The sequence below is a fragment of the Micromonospora sp. NPDC050397 genome (assembly GCF_044901685.1).
Classification (GTDB): Bacteria; Actinomycetota; Actinomycetes; order Mycobacteriales; family Micromonosporaceae; genus Micromonospora_G.
The window spans coordinates 43,259-62,069 of the sequence record NZ_JBJDPS010000003.1 but is presented as its reverse complement, the minus strand read 5'-3'; the positions used below and the strand labels follow the sequence as shown (position 1 = coordinate 62,069).

Below are 18,811 nucleotides of genomic sequence, written 5' to 3'. Positions count from 1 at the left end.
GCGCCGACCGTGCCGGCTCAGGCGTTCGCGCCGACCGGCACGGTCGTGTTGACCGGCAGCACCACGCAGTCCCGGCAGCGGGCCTCGTAGGTGTAGGTGCCGTCGTCGGGCAGGGCCGTCGACGGCGGCAGCACCCGGATCATCGGCTCGCCGTGTTCGAGCACCTGGGTGTAGACGGCGGTGAAGTGGCGGCAGATGTCGCAGACCGCGCGCCGGTAGGTGACCGTGGCCGGACCGAGTTCGAGCAGGGCGCGCACCGGGGCGAACATCTCGCCCCGGTGGTCCAGGTCGATCCCGGCCGCCACCACCCTGGTCCCCCGGGCCAGCAGCGCCCGGACCACCGCCACGTCGTCGACGGTGAACATGTGCACCTCGTCGATGCCGACGACGTCGACCTCCTCGTCCAGGGCGGCGCCGAGGGTGGTGGTCTTCACCGTGGCGAGGGCGGCGCCGCTGCGCGAGACCACACCGATGTCGCGTACGTGCCGGGCGCTCTGGTAGACCCGGTGCCGGACGTTGGTGTATTGCAGCGGCGAGAGCAGGCTGACGAGTTCGAGCGACTTTCCGCTCTTCATCGGGCCCAGGATGACGGTGAGGTCCACGGGCCACACCGTAGCCCCCACCACCGACGGGAAAAATTCGTCTCTCCGTTACCCTGACCTCCGTCGATGATCGTGGGGAGGACGGGCATGCGACAGGCGCGGGTGAGTCGGCGTACCTTCGGCAAGCTGGTCGGAGCGGCGGGCGTCGGGACGCTGCCGGCCGCGGCCGTGACCGCCGCGCCCGCGCGGGCCGCCGCACCGGTCTGGAAGGTCAGCGGCACGGCGGTGACCGCGCTGAAGAGCTTCGACGACACGATGAAGAGCTTCATGCAGGCGCGGAACATCTCCGCCGGTCAGCTCGCCGTCACCCACCAGGGGCGGCTGGTCCTCGCCCGGGGCTACAGCTTCAGCGACGACCCCGCCCAGACCGTCTCGCCGACCTCACTGTTCCGGATCGCCAGCCTGTCGAAGTCGGTGACCGCCGCCGCGCTGGCCCGGCTGGCGCAGGACGGGGCGCTGGCCCTGGGCGACCAGGTCGGCTCGCTGCTCGACCTCACCCCGCCGGCCGGGCAGACCGCCGACCCCCGGCTGTCCCGGGTGACGCTCTGGCAACTGCTCCAGCACACCGGCGGCTGGGACCGGGCGCTCGCGTACGACCCGAACTTCGCCGACCGGACGATCTCCCGGGCGCTCGGCGTGCCGATGGAGCTGTACCCGGCCGACGTCATCCGCTACATGGCCGGGCAGCCGCTGCAACACGACCCGGGTACGACGGTCGCGTACAGCAACTTCGGCTACCAGCTCGCCGGACGGGTGATCGAGGCGGTGAGCGGCCAGCCCTACGCCACGTACGTCCAGCAGAAGCTCCTCGCCCCGCTCGGCATCACCCGGATGGCGCAGGGCTGGAGCATCGCCCCGCACGGCGGTGAGGTGGGCTACCGCTCCCAGTTCAGCGGTCCGACCGTGCTGAACGAGACCGGCGCCACCGTCCCCGGCCCGTACGGCACGTTCAGCATGCGGTTGCAGGACGCCAACGGGGGTTGGATCGCCTCCGCCGTCGACCTGGTCCGCTGGGCGTCCGCGTTCGACGCGGCCGGTCCGGTGCTGAACAGCACCTCGCTCGGGCGGGTCTGGGCCGCCCCGGGCGGCATCGGGGTCAACCCGTCCGGCTGGTACTACGGGCTCGGCTGGCAGGTGCGCCCCGTCACCACCGGCGGCACCGGGCGTAACACCTGGCACACCGGCAGCCTGCCGGGGACGTACTCGCTGCTGGTCCGGACGTACCAGGGGCGGAGCTGGGCGGTGTTGTTCAACCAGCGCGACGATGCCTCCGGGCTGGGCTACGCCGACATCGACCCGCTGCTCTGGGCGGCGGCCGGCAAGGTCACCACCTGGCCCACGAACAACCTCTACCCGGCATACTTCTGACCGGCTTCCGGCTGGCTTTTGACCAGCGCGTTCGCCGGCCCGGCGCTTCTGACCAGCGCGTTCGCCCGGCGCTTCTGACCAGCGCGTTCGCCCGGCGCTTCTGACCAGCGCGTTCGCCGGCCCGGACCGGACGGGGAAAATCCCCCCGGATATCTGGCGTGATCGTGGGTAGACCCGCTCAGACGGGGGGAGTTTGTCCATGGCCACGGTCCGGGAGACGACGTACGACCTGCTCCGGCAGCTCGGCCTGACCACGGTCTTCGGCAACCCCGGCTCGACCGAGGAACCGTTCCTCGGGCAGTTTCCGGACGACTTCAGCTACGTGCTGGCGCTCCAGGAGGCGTCCGCGGTGGCGATCGCCGACGGGTACGCCCAGGCGACCGGCGAACCGGCGCACGTCAACCTGCACACCGCCCCCGGCACCGGCAACGCGATGGGCACCCTGGTCAGCGCCTGGTACAACAAGACCCCGCTGATCGTCACCGCCGGCCAGCAGGCCCGCGAGATGCTGTTGATCGAGCCCCGGCTGACCAACGTACGCGCCGTCGAGCTGGCCCAGCCGTACGTCAAGTGGAGCTACGAGCCGGTCCGGGCGCAGGACATCCCGGCCGCGCTGATGCGCGCGTACAGCACGGCGGTCCAACCACCGGCCGGACCCGTCTTCCTCTCCCTGCCGCTCGACGACTGGCACCATCCGGCCGACCCGGCACCGCAGCTCCGCGAGGTCAGCCGCCGGTACGCCGCCGACCCGCAGCGGCTGGCGCACTTCGCCGACCTGCTCGCGGAGAGCCGGAACCCGGTCCTGGTGATGGGTGGTGGCGTCGACCGCAGCGGAGGCTGGCCGGCGGCGGTGGCACTGGCCGAGCGGACCCGGGCGCCGGTCTGGTCCGCGCCGGCACCGGAACGGGTCGGGTTTCCCGAGGACCACCCGCAGTTCCAGGGCGTGCTGCCGTTCGCCATCGGACCGCTCGGCGAGCGGCTGCGCGGACACGACACCGTGCTGGTGATCGGGGCGCCGGTCTTCCGCTACTACCCGCACGTGCCCGGCGACTACCTGCCGGACGGCACCCGCCTGTTGCACATCACCGACGACCCGGCCGAGGCCGCCCGCGCCCCGGTCGGCGAGAGCCTGCTCGGCGACCCCGGGCTGGCCTGCGCCGCGTTGGCCGCCCTGGTGCCGGTCGCGCGGCGCCCGCCGCCGCCACCCCGGCAACCACCGCCGGAGCCGGAGGCCGGCGACCCGCTCTCCCCGGCCGCGCTCTTCGCCCTGCTCGCCCGGCACTGGCCGGCGGACGGGATGCTGGTCACCGAGACCCCGTCGAACCTCACCATCCTGCGCCGCTACCTGCCGGTGACCCGTCCCGGCTCGTACTTCACCACCGCCAGTGGCGGGCTCGGTTTCGGTCTGCCGGCCGCCGTTGGCATCGCGCTCGCCCAGCGGGTCACCGGTCAGCGCCGGCCGGTGATCGCGGTGATCGGGGACGGCTCGTTCCAGTACTCGGTGCAGGCCCTCTGGACTGCCGCCCAGCAACGGCTGCCGGTGATCTTCGTGGTGCCGGTGAACCGCCAGTACGGCATCCTCAAGGCGTTCGCCCGGTTCAAGGAGACCGACGGCGTACCCGGCCTGGACCTGCCCGGACTCGACATCCCGGCGGTGGCCGCCGGTTTCGGCTGCCACGCGCCCCGGCTGAGTACACCGGGTGAGTTCGTGGACGCGTTCCGGGCCGCGCTCGGCGCGGACGGGCCGACCGTGCTCGCGATGCCGATCAGCGCCGAGGTGCCGCCCATCCTCTGACGGAATTTGGCGTTAAGGAGGGGCCCCTTATTAACGCTATGCGTTAATAAGGGGCCCCTCCTTAACCCTGAGCGAAGGGCGCGACCGACATGGACGACATCACCGCACTCATCCTGGACGACCACCACGCCTTCCGACGTGGCTTCGCGCGGCTCGACGACGCCCGTGACGAGGCGGAGATCCGGGCGGTCTGGGAGGCGCTCGCGCTGCACCTGGACATCCATGCCGAGGCGGAGGAGTCGATCCTCTACCCGTACCTGGTCCGACACGGGGACGACGGCCCGGCGGAGACCGACGACGCGATCGGCGACCACAACAAGATCCGGGACGCGATCGCCGAGGCGAAGCGGTACGTGCTCGGCACCAGCGAGTGGTGGGCGGCGGTCTGGCGGGCTCGCAGGGAGAACAGCGAGCACCTGGCCGAGGAGGAGGACGGGGCGCTGGCCGACTTCCGGCGGCACGCCGGCAACGAACTGCGAGCCGAACTCGGCGCCCGCTGGCTCACCTTCTACGGCCAGCACCCGAACGGCAAGGGCCTGATGTTCCACGACAAGGACCCGCAGCAGTACATCCAGGCCCATCGCTGACCCCACCGGCGGCCGTCCAACCCCGACAATGGCGGGGTGACGCTCCGCTCGGCACTGGCCCCACTGGTACGGGGCACGACCTACCGCCGTGGCGTCTTCCTGCTGCTCGGCGGGGTGCTGCTGTTGCCGTACCTGCTGCTCGGGGTGCTCTTCGGCACCATGCTGACCGAGTCGTCGGCGCCGCGCGGCGCCACCTGGATCGTGCTGACGGTGGCGGTGGTGATCGCCGCCGTACCGATCTTCCTCGGTGGCAGCCGGGCGCTTGAGATCGCCGCCGCGCGAGCCCTGCTCGACGTCGAGTTGCCGGAGCCGGCCCGGTCCGGACGGCTGGACCGGGAGTCCCGGCTCCGGGCCGCGCTCTGGATCGGCCTGCACCTGGTCAGCGGTGGACTGGTGATGTGGGGCCTGATCACCGCCCTGCCGATGGCGCTGGTCTTCATCGTCCAGTGGTTCGGTGTGGGCTCCGAGGCGATGGCTGGCGCCCGGTTCGGCCCGCTCGACGAGCACGACACCGTCTGGTTCGTCGTCGCCGGCCTGGCGCTGCTGCTCGGGCTCGGCTACGCGGTCGCCGGGCTGGGTGCGCTCGCCGCCCAGATGGCACCGGTGCTGCTCGGCCCCTCGCAGACCGAACGGGTAGCGGTGCTGGAGGCGCGGGCCGCCCGCCTCGCCGAACGCAACCGGCTGGCCCGCGAACTGCACGACTCGGTCGGGCACGCGCTCACCGTGGCCACCCTCCAGGCAGGGGTGGCCAGGGAACTGCTCGACGCCGATCCGGAGTTCGCCCGTCGGGCGCTGCTCGCGATCGAGCAGACCGCGCGGGCCGCGACGGAGGACCTCGACCAGGTGCTCGGCCTGCTCCGCGAACGTGACGGCGACGACGAGCGGGCCGGACGCGACGAGCGGGTCTTACACGGCGGGCAGGTAACACGGGACGAGCGGGACAGGCGGGACGGACGGGACGAGCGGAACGGACAGGACAGGCGGGACGAGCGGGACGAGTGGGACGGGCGGGCCGGGCGGGACCTGGCCGACCTGGACCGGCTGGTCGCCGAGACCCGGGCGGCCGGACTGCCGGTCGAGATCGAGTTGACCGGTGCGGTCGACCGGCTGCCGGCGGTGATCTCCCGGGAGGGTTACCGAATCGTCCAGGAGGGGCTGACCAACGCCGTACGGCACAGCGGCCGGCAACGGGTCTCGGTACGGGTCGGCGTACCCGCCGGGTATCTCGAGATCGAGGTGGTCAACCCGGTGAGCGGGGCGGCGGATCGGCGTCGGCGCGGACGGGGCCTGGCCGGCATGCGGGAACGGGTGCTGCTGCTCGGTGGACGGATGACCGCCGGGCCGGAGGACGGCGGCTGGCGGGTGTCGGTCCGCCTGCCGGCCGGGAGGGTGGACGGGCCGATCGGGAGGGTGGACAGGCCGATCGGGAGGGTGGACAGGCCGATCGGGAGGGTGGACACGCCTTGACCATCGACGTGCTGATCGTGGACGACGAGGAGCTGATCCGGGTCGGCCTGCGGGCGATCATCGACGCACAACCGGACCTGCGGGTGGTTGGCGAGGCGGGCGACGGGGCCGAACTGCCCGCCCTGCTCGCCCGGTTGCGGCCGAGGGTGGTGCTGATGGACGTACGGATGCCGGCGATCGACGGGATCCAGGCGACCCGGCGACTGCTGGCCGGTTCCGCCGACCCGCCCCGGGTGCTGGTGATCACCACCTTCGAGAACGACGAGTACGTCTACTCCGCCCTCCGTGCCGGCGCGAGCGGTTTCCTGCTCAAACGGGCCAGACCGGCGGAGCTGCTGGACGCGATCCGGATCGTGGCCCGGGGCGACTCGCTGCTCTTCCCGGCGGCCATCCGGCGACTCGTCGCCAGCTACGGCGGCGCCGGCGGGGACCGGCTCGACCGGGCCCGGCTGACCGGGCGGGAGGCCGAGGTGCTGCGCCTGATGGCCGCCGGTCTATCCAATGTGGAAATTGCGGAGACGCTGGTGGTCGGCGTGGAGACGGTGAAGACCCACGTCGGCAACGTGCTCGGCAAGCTCGGTGCCCGGGACCGTACGCAGGCGGTGATCGCCGCGTACGAGTCGGGTTTTGTCACCCCGGCGGCCGACTGACCCGGACGGTATCCCTCCGGCGGGGGAGACGGTTCACCCCGACACGGGAGGTTACCGGGCACCGCGCTCGCGAAGGTGGTTGGGCGACACCAACACCTTCGACGAGAGGAACCACGATGACCGGGACGATCCACCCGCCAAGGGCCAGACCGGGCTGGTGGCCGGAGTACGCCGGCTACCTGACCGCCGTCTGGGCCGCCCTCTACGGCCTGCTCGCGCTGGGCTGGACCATCACCGGGCGGGGCTACCCGTACGGGGCCGACCACCCGCGCAACGACTCGAACCTGCTGCGGCTGCTGACCGACGCCACGGGGGCGCCGGTCTTCACCGCGGTCGGGTTCCTCACCGCCGCGCTCGCCCTCGCGATCACCGGCCCCCGAGCGGTACGCCCGCACGGGCTGACCCGGACGCTCCTGCTCGGCTACGGCTGGGCCACGGTCGGGCTGCTGGTGCTGGTGGTCCCCGACATGCAGGTGCTGGCACTCGCCGGTTACCTGCCGATGCTCGTTGTCGGTGCCCCGTTCGGCTGGCCACCGGTCGAGTATTCGGAGATCTTCGACTGGCCCATGATCAACAAGATCTGGGCCGTTGCCGGCGGGCTGCTGCTCGCCCGTACCCTGTTCGCCTGGCGCTCGCGTACGGCCGCCCGGGCTGGCTCCGACGGGGCCGGCACTGCCGGTGCGGGCTGGACCACGGCGGCGTCGGCGGCCCGCTGGGGCCGGTGGGTGACCTGGATCGCGGCGGTCATCCCGGTGCTCTACGCGGTGACCCGGTTCGCCTGGGTGTTCGACATCGGGCTCGGCATGACCGACGCCGAGATGCGTGAGCTGCGCGAGACCGGTGCGGTCTGGGCCGGCGCCGGGCTCGCCGCCTTCGCCGTGCTCGGCGCGGTGCTGACCGTCGGCCTGATCCGGCCCTGGGGCGAGCGTTTCCCGCGCTGGATGGTCGGACTCGCCGGGCGGCGGGTGCCGGTCATGCTGGCGGTGGTGCCGGCCACGCTGGTCGCGGCCCTGGTCGCGTCGGCCGGAATCGGACTGTTCAGTGTGCCGGACCTCTGGTCGATGGTGGCCGACCTCAACCTGGCCGTGCTCCCGGCGCTGCTCTGGCCGCTCTGGGGCGTCACCCTCGGCGCCGCCGCACTCGCCTACCACCTCCGGCGCCGGGAGCCGGGCGACGGGCTGCCGGTCGGCGGGGCGCCGGGGCGGGATGGGCCGTATTCCCGGTCGGCGGGTGAGTACCGTCCCGTCGGAGATCATCGTCAGCCCTGACGGCTGACGGCGGAGCGAGCTAGCGTGTTGCAGGTGACGGAGATTTCCCAGTTGCCGCCCAATCCGCCGGCCGACCTGCCGCGCACGCTCGGAGAGCTGCGCGCGGCAGGTCACCGCTACCGCACCGTCAAGCAGGAGCTGCGGGACAACCTGCTGGCCCGGATGCGGGCCGGCGAGGAGCGTTTCCCCGGCGTCGTCGGCTATCAGGACACCGTGCTGCCCGAGGTGGAGCGGGCCCTGCTCGCCGGGCACGACCTGGTGTTGCTCGGCGAGCGCGGCCAGGGCAAGACCCGGCTGATCCGGGGGCTGGCCCAGTTGCTCGACGAGTGGACCCCGGTGCTGCCCGGCTCGGTCCTCAACGAGCACCCGCTGCATCCGTTGACCCCGGCCAGCCGCCGGCTGGTCGCCGAGGCCGGTGAGGACCTGCCGGTGGCCTGGCTGCACCGCTCGATGCGGTACGGCGAGAAGCTCGCCACCCCGGACACCAGCGTCGGTGACCTGATCGGCGACGTCGACCCGATCCGGATCGCCGAAGGTCGCACCCTCGGTGACCCGGAGACGATCCACTTCGGGCTGGTGCCGCGTACGAACCGGGGCATCTTCGCCGTCAACGAACTGCCCGACCTCGCCGAACGGATCCAGGTCTCGCTGCTCAACGTGCTGGAGGAGCGCGACATCCAGGTTCGTGGCTACCAGCTCCGGCTTCCCCTGGACCTGCTCCTGGTGGCCAGCGCCAACCCCGAGGACTACACCAACCGGGGCCGGATCATCACCCCGCTCAAGGACCGGTTCGGCGCCGAGGTGCGTACCCACTACCCGCTCGACCTGGAGCTGGAGCTGGAGCTGATCCGGCAGGAGGCGGAACTGGTCGCCACCGTGCCGGAGCACGTGCTGGAGGTGCTCGCCCGGTTCGCCCGCGCCGTACGCGAGTCCCCGTCGGTCGACCCCCGCTCGGGTGTCTCGGCCCGGTTCGCCATCGCCGCCGCCGAGACCGTGGCCGCCGCCGCGCTGCGCCGGGGCAGCCTGCTCGGCCCGGAGGCCGAGGGCTCCGGTGCCCCGGTCGCCCGGGTCGGTGACGCGGTCTCGGTCACCAGCACCCTACGCGGCAAGGTCGAGTTCGAGAGCGGCGAGGAGGGACGCGAGGTGGAGATCCTCGGCCACCTGCTGCGTACCGCCACCGCCGAGACGTTCCGGGACCGGCTGGCCGGGCTGGACCTGTCCGGCTTCGTCAACCTGGTCGCCGAGGGCAGCGTGATCGAGACCGGCGAACTGGTCGGCACCGCCGACCTGCTGCGTCAGGTGGGCACCGTTCCCGGGCTGGCCAAGGCGCTGGACCGGCTCGGGCTCGGCGACGCGCCCACCCCGGGCGAGGCCGCCGCCGGGATCGAGTTCGTGCTCGAAGGACTGCACCTGACCCGCCGGCTGGCCAAGGACGTGACCGAGGACGGCCGGACCCGGTACGGCGGACGCAACCCGGAGGGCGGCCGTGCGGCCGGCGGACGGGCCTAACCATGACCCGCGCTGACCTGCCCGGCGGAAACCGGTTCCGGTACGGCTCCTGGCGCGGCGGACCGGACCCGCTCGCCCCGCCGTACGACGTGCGTGCCGCGGTCGACTCGGTCGGGGCCGAGGTGCTGGCCGGTGGAAGCCTCCGGGACGCCCTGCGGTCGCTGCTGCGTCGGGGTCCGGACGGCGGGTCCGGTCTCGACGACCTGCTCGCCCGAGCCCGGCGGCAGCGTCGGGAGGCGATGCGCCGGGGCAACCTCGACGGCGCGGTCACCCGGGCACAGGCCCTGCTCGACCAGGCGCTCGCCGCCGAGCGGGACGAGTTGCGCGGCCGGGACGACAACAACGCCCGGTTCGCCGAGGCGGTGCTCGACAACCTGCCCAACTCCACCGCCCGCGCGGTGGAGGAGCTGACCGGTTACCAGTGGGCCAGCGACGAGGCCCGGCAGGCGTACCAGCAGATCCTCGACGGGCTCCAGCGCGACGTACTGGAACAGCGGTTCGCCGGGATGCGCGACGCGCTCCGCTCGTCGGCCGCCGACCCGGCGGCCCGCCAGCGCCTGGCCGAGATGATGGGTGACCTGAACGACCTGCTCGCCCGGCACGGTCGGGGCGAGGACACCACCGACGCCTTCGCCGAGTTCATGCGCCGGCACGGTGAGTTCTTTCCCGAGCAGCCCGGCTCGACCGAGGAACTGGTGGACGTACTGGCCCGGCGGGCCGCCGCCGGGGAGCGGCTGATGCGCTCGCTCTCGGACCGGCAGCGGGCGGAGCTGTCCCAGCTCATGGAGTCGGCGCTCGGCCCCGAGCTGGCCCAGCAGATGGCCGCCCTCGACAACAACCTGCGCGGGCTCCGGCCGGACCTGGCCTGGGACCGGCGGGAACGGGTCCGGGGCGACCAGCCGCTCGACTACGGGCAGGCGACCGGGGTGTTGGCCGAGATCGCCGAGCTGGACGACCTGCTGGAGCAGCTCGGCCAGGAGCACCCGGGCGGCACGCTGGACGACGTGGACGTGGAGGCGGTCCGGCGCAACCTCGGCCGGGACGCGGCCGACGACGTACGGCGCCTGCGTGACCTGGAACGCGAGCTGCGCCGCCAGGGTTGGGTGACGCGGGACGCCGAGGGTCTGACGCTCAGCCCGAAGGCACTGCGCCGGCTCGGCGGGACCGCGCTGCGCCGGGTCTTTGCCGACCTCGGCTCCGGCCGGCGCGGCGAACACGACCTGCGCGCGGCCGGCGCGGCCGGCGAGGTCACCGGGGCGTCCAGGGCCTGGCAGTACGGCGACGAGCAGCCGCTCGACGTGGTGCGTACGGTCGCCCGCGCGGTGACCCGGGGCGGCGGCGGAGTCCCGGTCCAGCTCGCGGTCGAGGACTTCGAGGTGGTGGAGACCGAGCGGCGCGCCTCGGCGGCGGTGGCGCTCTGCGTCGACCTCTCCTTCTCGATGATCTCGGAGGGGCGGTGGGGTCCGATGAAGCAGACCGCGCTGGCCCTGTCCCACCTGGTCGCGACCCGGTTCCCGCAGGACGCGCTACAGATCATCGGGTTCGGCCGGGAGGCTGCGGCGCTCTCCCGGGAGGAGTTGGCCGCGGTCGAGCCGGACATGGTGCAGGGGACCAACCTCCAGCACGCGTTGCGGCTCGCCGGCCGGCACCTGCGGCGGCACGCCGGCAGCGAACCGGTGGTGCTGGTGGTGACCGACGGCGAGCCGACCGCGCACCTGGACCCGGACGACGGCGAGGCGGTTTTCAACTGGCCGCCGCTGCGGGAGACCATCGAGGCCACCGTGGTCGAGGTCGACGCCCTGACCCGGTACGGCACCACGATGAACCTGTTCATGCTCGGCGAGGACCCCGGGTTGCGCCGGTTCGTCGACGCGGTCGCCAAGCGTTGCGGTGGGCGGGTCTTCACCCCCTCCACCGACGACCTGGGCCAGTACGTCGTCGCGGACTACCTGCGCTCCCGTCGGGGACGCCGCCGCTGACGCCTGCCGGGTGCTCCGGGGCGGGGCCTGCGCAACCTGCCCCGGAGCCCGGTGGTGCGGCCGTAAGCTCGGGAGATGGAGACGGCCGGGCTGCGTCGGGCGTACGAGGAACTGCTCGGCGAGGCCGAGGCGGGCGGGTTCGGCCCGCCGGCCGGTGACGCGCTCAGCGCCGAGCAGGTGCTCGCCCACCTGGTGGCCAACGACGAGCTGTTCGCCGCCGCCACGGAGGCGGTCCTGGCCGGCTCGCCGTACGTCTACTACGAGATCGACACCATCCACCGCCCCCAGCTCGACGAGCTGGTCACCCGGTACGGCGGACTGGACGGCCTGGCCACCCGGCTGCGTGCCACCAGCGACCAGCTCTGCGCCATGGTCGAGCGGGTGACCGACGGGGTGGACACGCTTGTCCAGACCCGGATGCGGGAGGGCGCCCGGCTCGACATCGACGAGGCCCTGCCCTGGGGACGGACGCTGGACATCCACCGCCGGGTGCACCTGCCCGCCCACACCGACGACCTACGCGCCCTGCGTGGCGCGACCGGCGGCTGACCGGAACCGTCGCCGGTCGAATCACCTTCGTTGCCTGTGTCAGACGGGGTAGCCGAGGGTGGCGAAGTTGTCGCAGGACACCACGTGCTCGGGTTCGAGGACACGGAACGTGCACAGCACCATGTTGAACTTTGTCCGCCTTCCCTCGGCCGTGCCGCGAATGCGGGCCGTCCAGAGGTCCGGGAACCCGGGCTCGCGGCGGGCGCCCTCGTAGGGATCCTCGGCGCGGGACAGCATCCATTCGGCGACCGCGAGGCTGACATCCGCTGACGGGGACTCCCGGATGAGCCACTGTTCGAATGCTTCTTCGAACCCAGCCAGCTTCCACAGCCCGTGCCCGTCAGGCACTACGGCCCAACTCGGCTCGCATCCGCCCCACGCGGGCCCTGAGGGCGTCGATGTCGTCTGGGCGAGGGGTTCTGCCCTGACGCGCCTCGGCCTCCTTCAGGATCGACCGGATCTCGTCGGAGTCAACTGGGAGGTCATCGTCGTCACCGGCGGCACCCTCCGTGGTGAAGTACTCCCGCAAAACAGCCAGGTCGATGCGTGCGCTGTCGCGGGGAAGCCGGTCCCGGTTGGCCGTCTGCCACGGTGTCTCGGCGTGCGTCAGCCTCTCCAGGTCATTGCCCGTGAGCTTGCCGTAGCGGGAGATCACGTAACCAATGGTGTTCAGTTCGCCATTGCTCAATTCGGCGCGCGGAGCGGTCAGCCCTTGCTTCTCCTCGTACCAGAGGGAGCCCACGACCGGACCCATGTCCCATGCGGAGATCGTCTCGCTGAACAAGGGAGTACCGAATGCGGCGAGGTGGTGTCCCTGGCAGTAATACAGCAGTTTGTGAAGCTTCTTCGCGCCGATGTCAGGAAGTCGGTCGCGGATAGCGGCGGCAACGTCATGAGCGGACACGGTCATGACGACAGGGTAATGCCGGATCTCGGCAGCGTGGGTGTCCGTGGGTTGCAGGCGGGTCTCGAACATGCGTACTAGTCTGCGTGGTACCACTGACAACTTCGGGCCGGCAGTCGCGCTCGTACGTCTCGGCGAGATCCCGTTCGGACGGCGGTCGCTCGCCGGTTGGCCCCCCGGTCTCGGACCCACGAAGCTCGATCGGCGTACGCCAAATAGGTCGCCTCGTGACGCACGGGCTCGTTGACGGACTGTCCGTCGTGGCGGTCCGTCGGGGGTAGAGGCCCGGCGGAGCGCCGCCCAGTCCTCTACCTGGGATGGCATCGTGAACGACTCACCGTTCGGCGAAGGTCTGCGCCGCCACCGACTCGCTCGTGGCTTGTCCATCCGTGGTCTCGCCAACCTGGCGCACCGGGGCAAGAGCCATATTCAGGAGCTGGAGAGCGGGCGTAAGAAGGCCACCGTCGACACCGCACGCCACCTCGATGCCCTCCTCGGTGCCCACGGTCACCTGGTTGCCTTGGCCAGCACGTCGGCACCGGAAGCGATTCGCGGGGAGGATGAGGCACTCGAACTGGCTTCCCTGCTCGACGCCAGCGACATCACCTCAGAACTGGTGGACCGGTTCGAGGTCGCCGTTGACGATCTCGCGAGCAGCTACGCCACCACACCCCCGGCGAATCTGCTGCCGGGCGTGCGTGACCACCTGGCGCGGATCGGCGTCGCGCTGCGAAAACGATCCAGCCTGCACCAGCAGCGCCGGCTGCTGGTCGCCGCCGGCTGGCTCGCCCTGCTGCGGGCGACGCTGCACATCGACTTGCGGCACGGGCGGGCCGCCGCCGCCTACCTGCTCACCGCCGAGCGGCTTGGCGAGCACGTCAACCACCCCGAAATCCGCGCCTGGGCACTGGAGACCCGGGCGTGGGATGTCCTAACGGTCGGGGACTACCGGCGGGCTCTCGACCTGGCCGAGCAGGCGCAGGCGGTCGCGCCGCGTGGCAGCTCCGCTCACATCCAGGCGACCGCCCAGACCGGTCGGGCATGGGCGCGAATGGGCGACCAGCGTGAGACTCGGCGGGCACTCGATCAGGTCGCCCGTCTGGTGGGTCCGCTGCGGACCCCGGACCGGCCGGAACACCATTACCAGTACGACCCCGCGAAGGCGTTGTCGTACACGGCGACGACGTTGGCGTGGTCTGGTGATCCGGCGGCGGAGGAGTACGCCCGGAGGATCGTCGCTGATCTCGACCGGGCTGCCCGGCCACGTCGAGCGGCTTCCGCTCGCCTCGACCTGGGGCTGGCGCTGCTGGCCGCCGAACGGCCGGACGAAGCCAGTGTTGTCGCGACCGAGGCAATCACCTCGGGCCGCGTGGTGCCGTCGAACTGGTGGCGGGCGACCGAGGTGTTGACGGCGGTCGAGTCGTACGGGATTCGTGAGGCGCGGGACCTTCGGGATGCGTACGAGTCGCACCGGCCTCACCGATCGACGGACACCTGACTCGCACCGCCGGCCACCCGACCGCTGCGCGTCATTGGCAACGGAGTGGACCCAGCGGCGTCGACTGATTGTCGGAGCCACTCCAGACACTCCCGAGACCCGGCGACGATCGGGGTGGCAATTATCTGCGGGTTGCTCCACGGGTGGCGCTTCAGTAGGTGTGCCTCCAGGTCGGCGTAACGGTCGGCGGTGGTGAACAGCAGCAGCCGCCACTCTTCGCCGGTGCCCTGCTCGCCGAGGTGCCAGAACACGCTGACGACCGGACCGGTCACCTGGGCGTTGCCGGCCAGTCGTGCCGCTACGGCGGACTGCGCGAGGTCGACTGCTTCGGCGCGCGTCTCGGTTGCCGTGGCTACCTGAAAGTAGTCGCTCATCGCCGGAGCCTATCGCCGTCCGGGGACGGACCGTCGACGATCGTGTCCCGCTCGCCGTGGCCGATCATCCTCGCCCTCGTACGGGGGCTGCCGTCGCGACGCCCGTACGCCAGCACACCGCCTTGTGACGCACGGGCTCGATGAAGGTACTGTCCGTTGTGGCGGTCCGTCGGTGGTAGAGGCCCGGAGGAGCGCCGCCCGGTCCTCTACCAGGGAGCACCGATGCCAACCGTGCCCATCGTCGACCCACGATTCCCGACCCGCCTACACGAGCTGCGCATCGCCCGTGGACTGTCCCTACGTGCCCTGGGTGACCTCGTGCACCACGGCAAGAGCTACATTCACGATCTTGAAACAGGTCGGTGTCGGCCAACACCCGGGACCGCCCGCCGTCTGGACGACGCCCTGGAAGCCGGCGGGATGCTCGCCAGCCTGGTCGTTGACGCACCGATCGTGACCACGCCGGACGATGATCACCGGCTCGCGTACGTGATCGACCGGCCCACTCGGCTCGACGCCACCGCCGTTCACCTGCTCTCCGAAACCCTGGCCAAACAGCGGCGACTGGACGACGTACTCCCTGCCCCGATGATGCTGCCGTGGGCGGTGCCGCAGTGGCGCAACGTCCTGGATCTCGCCGCGCAGGCTCGTGGCCCCCACGCCCCCGAGCTGCACGCCGTCGCCGCCGAGTGGACCCAGTTCGTCGGCTGGCTGCACGCCGAGGCCCGCAACGACCAGGAGGCGGTGAGGGTGCTGACCGAGGCCCTGGAGCAGGCCGACGCGGTCGACTCCGGACTTCTGGCCGCGCAGGCTGAGAACTTCCGGGGCTATCTGGAACGCCAGCGCGGAAACCCTCGCGGCATCGTGCGGCACTTCCTGGCCGCGTACCACACACCGGGCGCGACCGCGTTGCAGCGGATCGGTGACGCGGTCCAGGCCGCGCACGGGTACGCGCTGCTCGGTGACCGGACCACCGCCGGCCGCCTGCTTGGCGCGGCGAGCGATCTCACCACCGCTGCCGACGTGGAAAGCCCGCCGGTCGCCGCGTACTGGCTGACGACCACGTTCTCTCGGATGGGCATCGGACTGGCGTACCTGGCCCTCGGTAACACGACCGAGGCGGTGGACAATCTCCGCGCCGGGCTGGACAGCTTGCCGGACGACCAGCGGGACGCAGAGTGGACGATGGAGTACCGGCAGGCGTTGGCCGGAACAAGGGGCTGACGAGCCCTGTCCGGCGATCGCCGGACAGCTACCGGACAGGTAGCTCCTGGTGACCATTGCCTCACGGCCGTAACGATGAGCAGGCGCAGTCGGCGGCTCCCATCGGCGGATCGTCTCCGCTGACTGCGCCCCTTGATCGCGCCGGGGCTCGTGCTCCGTCCCGGCGCGTGGGGGCGCGGTGCTCAGGGACGGTTGCCGCGCTGCCACCTTCACACCGTCCCTGAGGTGGACCGCGATGATGAGCTGGTATTTCACGCCACTGGCGCGTGGCCGGTCGGCCGTGCGGACCGAGGTTCCGTTGCCCCTGCTGCGGATGATGCACAACGCGGGGGTTTTCCGCTGGACACGGCGGCGGCGATGAGCGCTGTCGACCAACACCGGCTCACGATCATGCCTCGGTCGGTGTGGCCGGCGATGCTCGGCAACGCGCGGGCGACCGTAGCCGCGCACGAGGGTGGCGAGGAATGCCGGCTCTGCCCGGCGTTCCCGGCCGGGCGGTGCACCCGGTTGGCGTGGGCACGCCTGATCGTCGCCGACCCGGAGATGCTGGCCGCCGAGCGGCAGGCGGTGCGGTCGTGATCCCCGGTGTCGTCCGGGTGCCGGCCGGCACCCTCCTCCACCTCCAGCCCGGCGAGTGGAACATCGCCGGTGCTCCGGCCCCGGAGGCGACCACACTCCGCGTGGTTGCCATCGACGGTGATGATCCGCGTACCCGCGACGGTGAGCTGGAAGTCTGGGTCTGGGCGCACCTGTCGACGTGTACGGACTCGTATCGGCCGGGGCACCGGGACTGCTACGGCGGCTACGTGCGCGTCTGCGCGATCGAGCGGGCGAGGGCGGCGCGGTGAGCCGGAACGACGAGGGCACCGACCCGGCCACCTTGAGGGGCGCGGCGGATCTGACCTGGCGGCAGCACCAGCCCGGCGGTAACGCGTGGCGGCCCGGGACCTGCTACCAGTGCACCCCGGACGGGTGCGCCCAGTTGGCCTGGGCGGTCGAGATCCGGGCCGGCAGGGGCGCCGTGCCTGCGGAGGCAGGGCGACGGGTGGCCGCCGACGGGCGGGCAGTCGCGTGACCGATCCGGACCGGGCGGCGCTGGTCAAGGTGACGGTGAACCTCATCCCACGCGCTGTCGACGCCCTGAACACGGCATGCGCGCGGACCAGGGACACGAAGACGGACACGATCAACCGGGCGCTGGTGGTCTACAACCTGGTCCTGGAGCTGATGGAGCGCGGCGGCGGACACCTCGTCGTGCGGAACCTTGACGGTGGTACCGAGCGGATACACCTGCTCTGACCCTTCTTGCCCGATTGCTCGATCCCGTGTTGCGGGAGGTTTGTGGGAGCGTTTCCACGTACCGGGAAGTCCATTCTGGATCGCCGGGCCGGCATTACGTTCCTGTCAACTGATGGGAGTGAATATGTTGCGACGTCAATCCTTTGGTCGGCTCGGTGCGGTCGGGGCCATCGCCGTACTCCTGCCCCTGGCCCTGGTCGGGGCACCCGCCGCCGCCCGCGACGACGCCCGGACCGGGACGGCGGCGGTCGCGCCGGCCACCGTCGACGCGGCGGCCGTGCCGCTCGACCGGCTCACTGTCGGCACCACCCAGGTCGCCTCGGGCCTGCAACGGCCGACCGCGATCTTCGCACCGGACGACGGCAGCGGCCGGCTGCTGATCACGGAGAAACCCGGCACCGTACGCGTCTACCACCCCGACACCGGCCTCGCCGCCACGCCACTGCTCGACATCAGCGACCGGGTCTCGGTCTCCGGCAACGAACGTGGCCTGCTCGGCATCGTCACCTCGCCCAACTTCGCCACCAGCCGGGCGCTCTACGTCGCGTACACCAGCCTGCCCGACGGCACCCTCACCCTGTCCCGGTTCACCCTCGACACCGCCAACCAGAGCCCGGTGCCGGCCACTCGGGAACAGATCCTGCTCACCCAGCCGCACGCCGAGTTCGGCAACCACAACGGCGGGCAGCTCGCCTTCGGCCCGGACGGCTTTCTCTACTGGAGTCTCGGCGACGGCGGGGGCGCGGACGACGTACTCAACACCGGGCAGAACCTGAACACCCTGCTGGGCAAGATCCTCCGGCTGGACGTGGGGCGGGCCTGCGCGCCGCTGGCGTACTGCGTGCCGGCCGGCAACCCGTTCGTCGGGGTGGCCAACACCCGGCCGGAGATCTGGGCGTACGGGCTGCGCAACCCGTGGCGATTCTCCTTCGACCCGGCCGACGGGTCACTCTGGATCGCCGACGTGGGACAGGGCACCTTCGAGGAGGTCGACCACCTGCCCGCCGGCCGGGCCGGAGCGAACCTCGGCTGGTCCTGCCGGGAGGGTACCCAGGTCTTCAACCCGGCCCGCTGCCCGGCCGGGGCGAGCTTCGTCGAACCGGTCTTCACCTACCGGACCTCGGTCGACGGCTGCGCCATCATCGGCGGGCACGTCTACCAGGGCCGGCAGTACGCCGACATCGCCACCGGCACGTACGTGGCCACCGACTACTGCTCCGGTACGGCGTTCGCGATCCGGCCGGACGGCGGGGCGTACGCCACCCGGGCGCTCGGCGAGTTGACCATCCAGCCGACCACCCTCGGGGTCGACGCGGCCGGCGAGATCTACCTGGCCAACGACCTGCCCGGTCAACTGCACCGGGTCTCCTTCGCCGCCCTGCCCCCGGCGCTGGCCTGCGCGGTCGACTATCGGGTGGACTCCCAGTGGGGGACCGGGTTCACCGCCAGCGTGACCGTGACCAACACCGGCACCGAGCCGATCGACGGCTGGACGTTGATCTGGTCCTTCGCCGGCACCCAGCGGGCCGGTACGTTCTGGAACTCCAGCGGCAGCCAGCAGGACGGTACGGTGACCGCCCGCAACGCCAACTGGAACGGCGTGATCGCTCCGGGCGCCTCGGTGACCTTCGGTTTCCTGGGCAGCAGCAGCGGCACGAACGCGTCACCGACCGCCTTCACCCTCAACGGCGTCCCCTGCGCCTGACCGCTTCCCGGGGCGGCCCTTCCGGGGCAGCCC

20 protein-coding genes are annotated in these 18,811 nt (G+C 71.8%); 16 read left to right on the top strand and 4 right to left on the bottom strand.

Annotation, left to right across the window (positions count from 1 at the left end; all coding sequences use genetic code 11):
• Positions 1-17: 17 nt before the first annotated feature.
• Positions 18-602 carry a thymidine kinase gene (locus ACI2K4_RS11300; RefSeq protein ID WP_404510383.1) on the bottom strand — a complete coding sequence of 195 codons (585 nt, stop codon included), beginning with the start codon at positions 600-602 and terminating at the stop codon, positions 18-20.
• An 87-nt stretch (positions 603-689) separates the two neighbouring features.
• Here ACI2K4_RS11300 and ACI2K4_RS11295 point away from each other — a divergent pair, with 87 nt between their 5' ends.
• The 9 genes from ACI2K4_RS11295 to ACI2K4_RS11255 all read left to right on the top strand — a co-directional run bounded on the left by ACI2K4_RS11295 (position 690) and on the right by ACI2K4_RS11255 (position 11,774).
• On the top strand, positions 690-1,970 hold the full coding sequence (locus tag ACI2K4_RS11295; RefSeq protein WP_404510382.1) for a serine hydrolase domain-containing protein: 1,281 nt from the start codon (positions 690-692) through the stop codon (positions 1,968-1,970).
• A 199-nt stretch (positions 1,971-2,169) separates the two neighbouring features.
• Positions 2,170-3,765, top strand: coding sequence for a benzoylformate decarboxylase (gene mdlC, locus ACI2K4_RS11290; protein ID WP_404510381.1), 1,596 nt, complete (start codon positions 2,170-2,172; stop codon positions 3,763-3,765).
• 89 nt (positions 3,766-3,854) lie between these two features.
• Complete coding sequence (locus tag ACI2K4_RS11285) at positions 3,855-4,352, top strand: hemerythrin domain-containing protein (RefSeq protein WP_404510380.1); 498 nt, start codon at positions 3,855-3,857, stop codon at positions 4,350-4,352.
• Between the two features lie 36 nt (positions 4,353-4,388).
• Positions 4,389-5,819, top strand: coding sequence for a sensor histidine kinase (locus tag ACI2K4_RS11280; RefSeq protein WP_404510379.1), 1,431 nt, complete (start codon positions 4,389-4,391; stop codon positions 5,817-5,819).
• Positions 5,816-6,469, top strand: a complete 654-nt coding sequence (locus ACI2K4_RS11275; RefSeq protein WP_404510378.1) for a response regulator — start codon at positions 5,816-5,818, stop codon at positions 6,467-6,469. The genes ACI2K4_RS11280 and ACI2K4_RS11275 overlap by 4 nt, the downstream gene beginning before the upstream one ends.
• A gap of 116 nt (positions 6,470-6,585) precedes the next feature.
• Complete coding sequence (locus ACI2K4_RS11270) at positions 6,586-7,737, top strand: hypothetical protein (RefSeq protein ID WP_404510377.1); 1,152 nt, start codon at positions 6,586-6,588, stop codon at positions 7,735-7,737.
• Between the two features lie 33 nt (positions 7,738-7,770).
• Positions 7,771-9,246 carry a sigma 54-interacting transcriptional regulator gene (locus ACI2K4_RS11265; RefSeq protein WP_404510376.1) on the top strand — a complete coding sequence of 492 codons (1,476 nt, stop codon included), beginning with the start codon at positions 7,771-7,773 and terminating at the stop codon, positions 9,244-9,246.
• Between the two features lie 2 nt (positions 9,247-9,248).
• The gene (locus ACI2K4_RS11260) at positions 9,249-11,225 is read left to right on the top strand and encodes a hypothetical protein (RefSeq protein ID WP_404510375.1); all 1,977 of its coding nucleotides are present in this window, start codon (positions 9,249-9,251) and stop codon (positions 11,223-11,225) included.
• Between the two features lie 75 nt (positions 11,226-11,300).
• Positions 11,301-11,774, top strand: coding sequence for a hypothetical protein (locus tag ACI2K4_RS11255; RefSeq protein WP_404510374.1), 474 nt, complete (start codon positions 11,301-11,303; stop codon positions 11,772-11,774).
• A gap of 39 nt (positions 11,775-11,813) precedes the next feature.
• On the opposite strand, the gene ACI2K4_RS11250 is transcribed toward ACI2K4_RS11255, so the two are convergent.
• On the bottom strand, positions 11,814-12,122 hold the full coding sequence (locus ACI2K4_RS11250; protein ID WP_404510373.1) for a hypothetical protein: 309 nt from the start codon (positions 12,120-12,122) through the stop codon (positions 11,814-11,816).
• Positions 12,115-12,750, bottom strand: coding sequence for a Panacea domain-containing protein (locus ACI2K4_RS11245; RefSeq protein ID WP_404510372.1), 636 nt, complete (start codon positions 12,748-12,750; stop codon positions 12,115-12,117). Before ACI2K4_RS11245 ends, ACI2K4_RS11250 begins: the two co-directional genes overlap by 8 nt.
• 253 nt (positions 12,751-13,003) lie before the next feature.
• Here ACI2K4_RS11245 and ACI2K4_RS11240 point away from each other — a divergent pair, with 253 nt between their 5' ends.
• Entirely contained in the window at positions 13,004-14,176 is a 1,173-nt protein-coding gene (locus ACI2K4_RS11240; RefSeq protein WP_404510371.1) for a multiprotein-bridging factor 1 family protein, read from the top strand.
• Here ACI2K4_RS11240 and cutA read toward each other — a convergent pair.
• Positions 14,155-14,550, bottom strand: a complete 396-nt coding sequence (cutA, locus tag ACI2K4_RS11235) for a divalent-cation tolerance protein CutA (protein ID WP_404510370.1) — start codon at positions 14,548-14,550, stop codon at positions 14,155-14,157. The genes ACI2K4_RS11240 and cutA overlap by 22 nt on opposite strands.
• Before the next feature lie 222 nt (positions 14,551-14,772).
• Between cutA and ACI2K4_RS11230 the strand changes: the two genes are divergently transcribed.
• The 6 genes from ACI2K4_RS11230 (at position 14,773) to ACI2K4_RS11205 (ending at position 18,778) form a co-directional block, all read left to right on the top strand.
• Positions 14,773-15,774, top strand: coding sequence for a helix-turn-helix domain-containing protein (locus ACI2K4_RS11230; protein ID WP_404510369.1), 1,002 nt, complete (start codon positions 14,773-14,775; stop codon positions 15,772-15,774).
• Positions 15,775-16,131: 357 nt separating this feature from the next.
• Positions 16,132-16,353, top strand: a complete 222-nt coding sequence (locus ACI2K4_RS11225) for a hypothetical protein (RefSeq protein WP_404510368.1) — start codon at positions 16,132-16,134, stop codon at positions 16,351-16,353.
• Positions 16,350-16,622, top strand: coding sequence for a hypothetical protein (locus tag ACI2K4_RS11220; protein ID WP_404510367.1), 273 nt, complete (start codon positions 16,350-16,352; stop codon positions 16,620-16,622). The genes ACI2K4_RS11225 and ACI2K4_RS11220 overlap by 4 nt, the downstream gene beginning before the upstream one ends.
• Entirely contained in the window at positions 16,619-16,849 is a 231-nt protein-coding gene (locus ACI2K4_RS11215) for a hypothetical protein (RefSeq protein ID WP_404510366.1), read from the top strand. Before ACI2K4_RS11220 ends, ACI2K4_RS11215 begins: the two co-directional genes overlap by 4 nt.
• Positions 16,846-17,073, top strand: a complete 228-nt coding sequence (locus tag ACI2K4_RS11210) for a hypothetical protein (RefSeq protein ID WP_404510365.1) — start codon at positions 16,846-16,848, stop codon at positions 17,071-17,073. The genes ACI2K4_RS11215 and ACI2K4_RS11210 overlap by 4 nt, the downstream gene beginning before the upstream one ends.
• Before the next feature lie 124 nt (positions 17,074-17,197).
• Entirely contained in the window at positions 17,198-18,778 is a 1,581-nt protein-coding gene (locus ACI2K4_RS11205; protein WP_404510364.1) for a PQQ-dependent sugar dehydrogenase, read from the top strand.
• Positions 18,779-18,811: the final 33 nt, after the last annotated feature.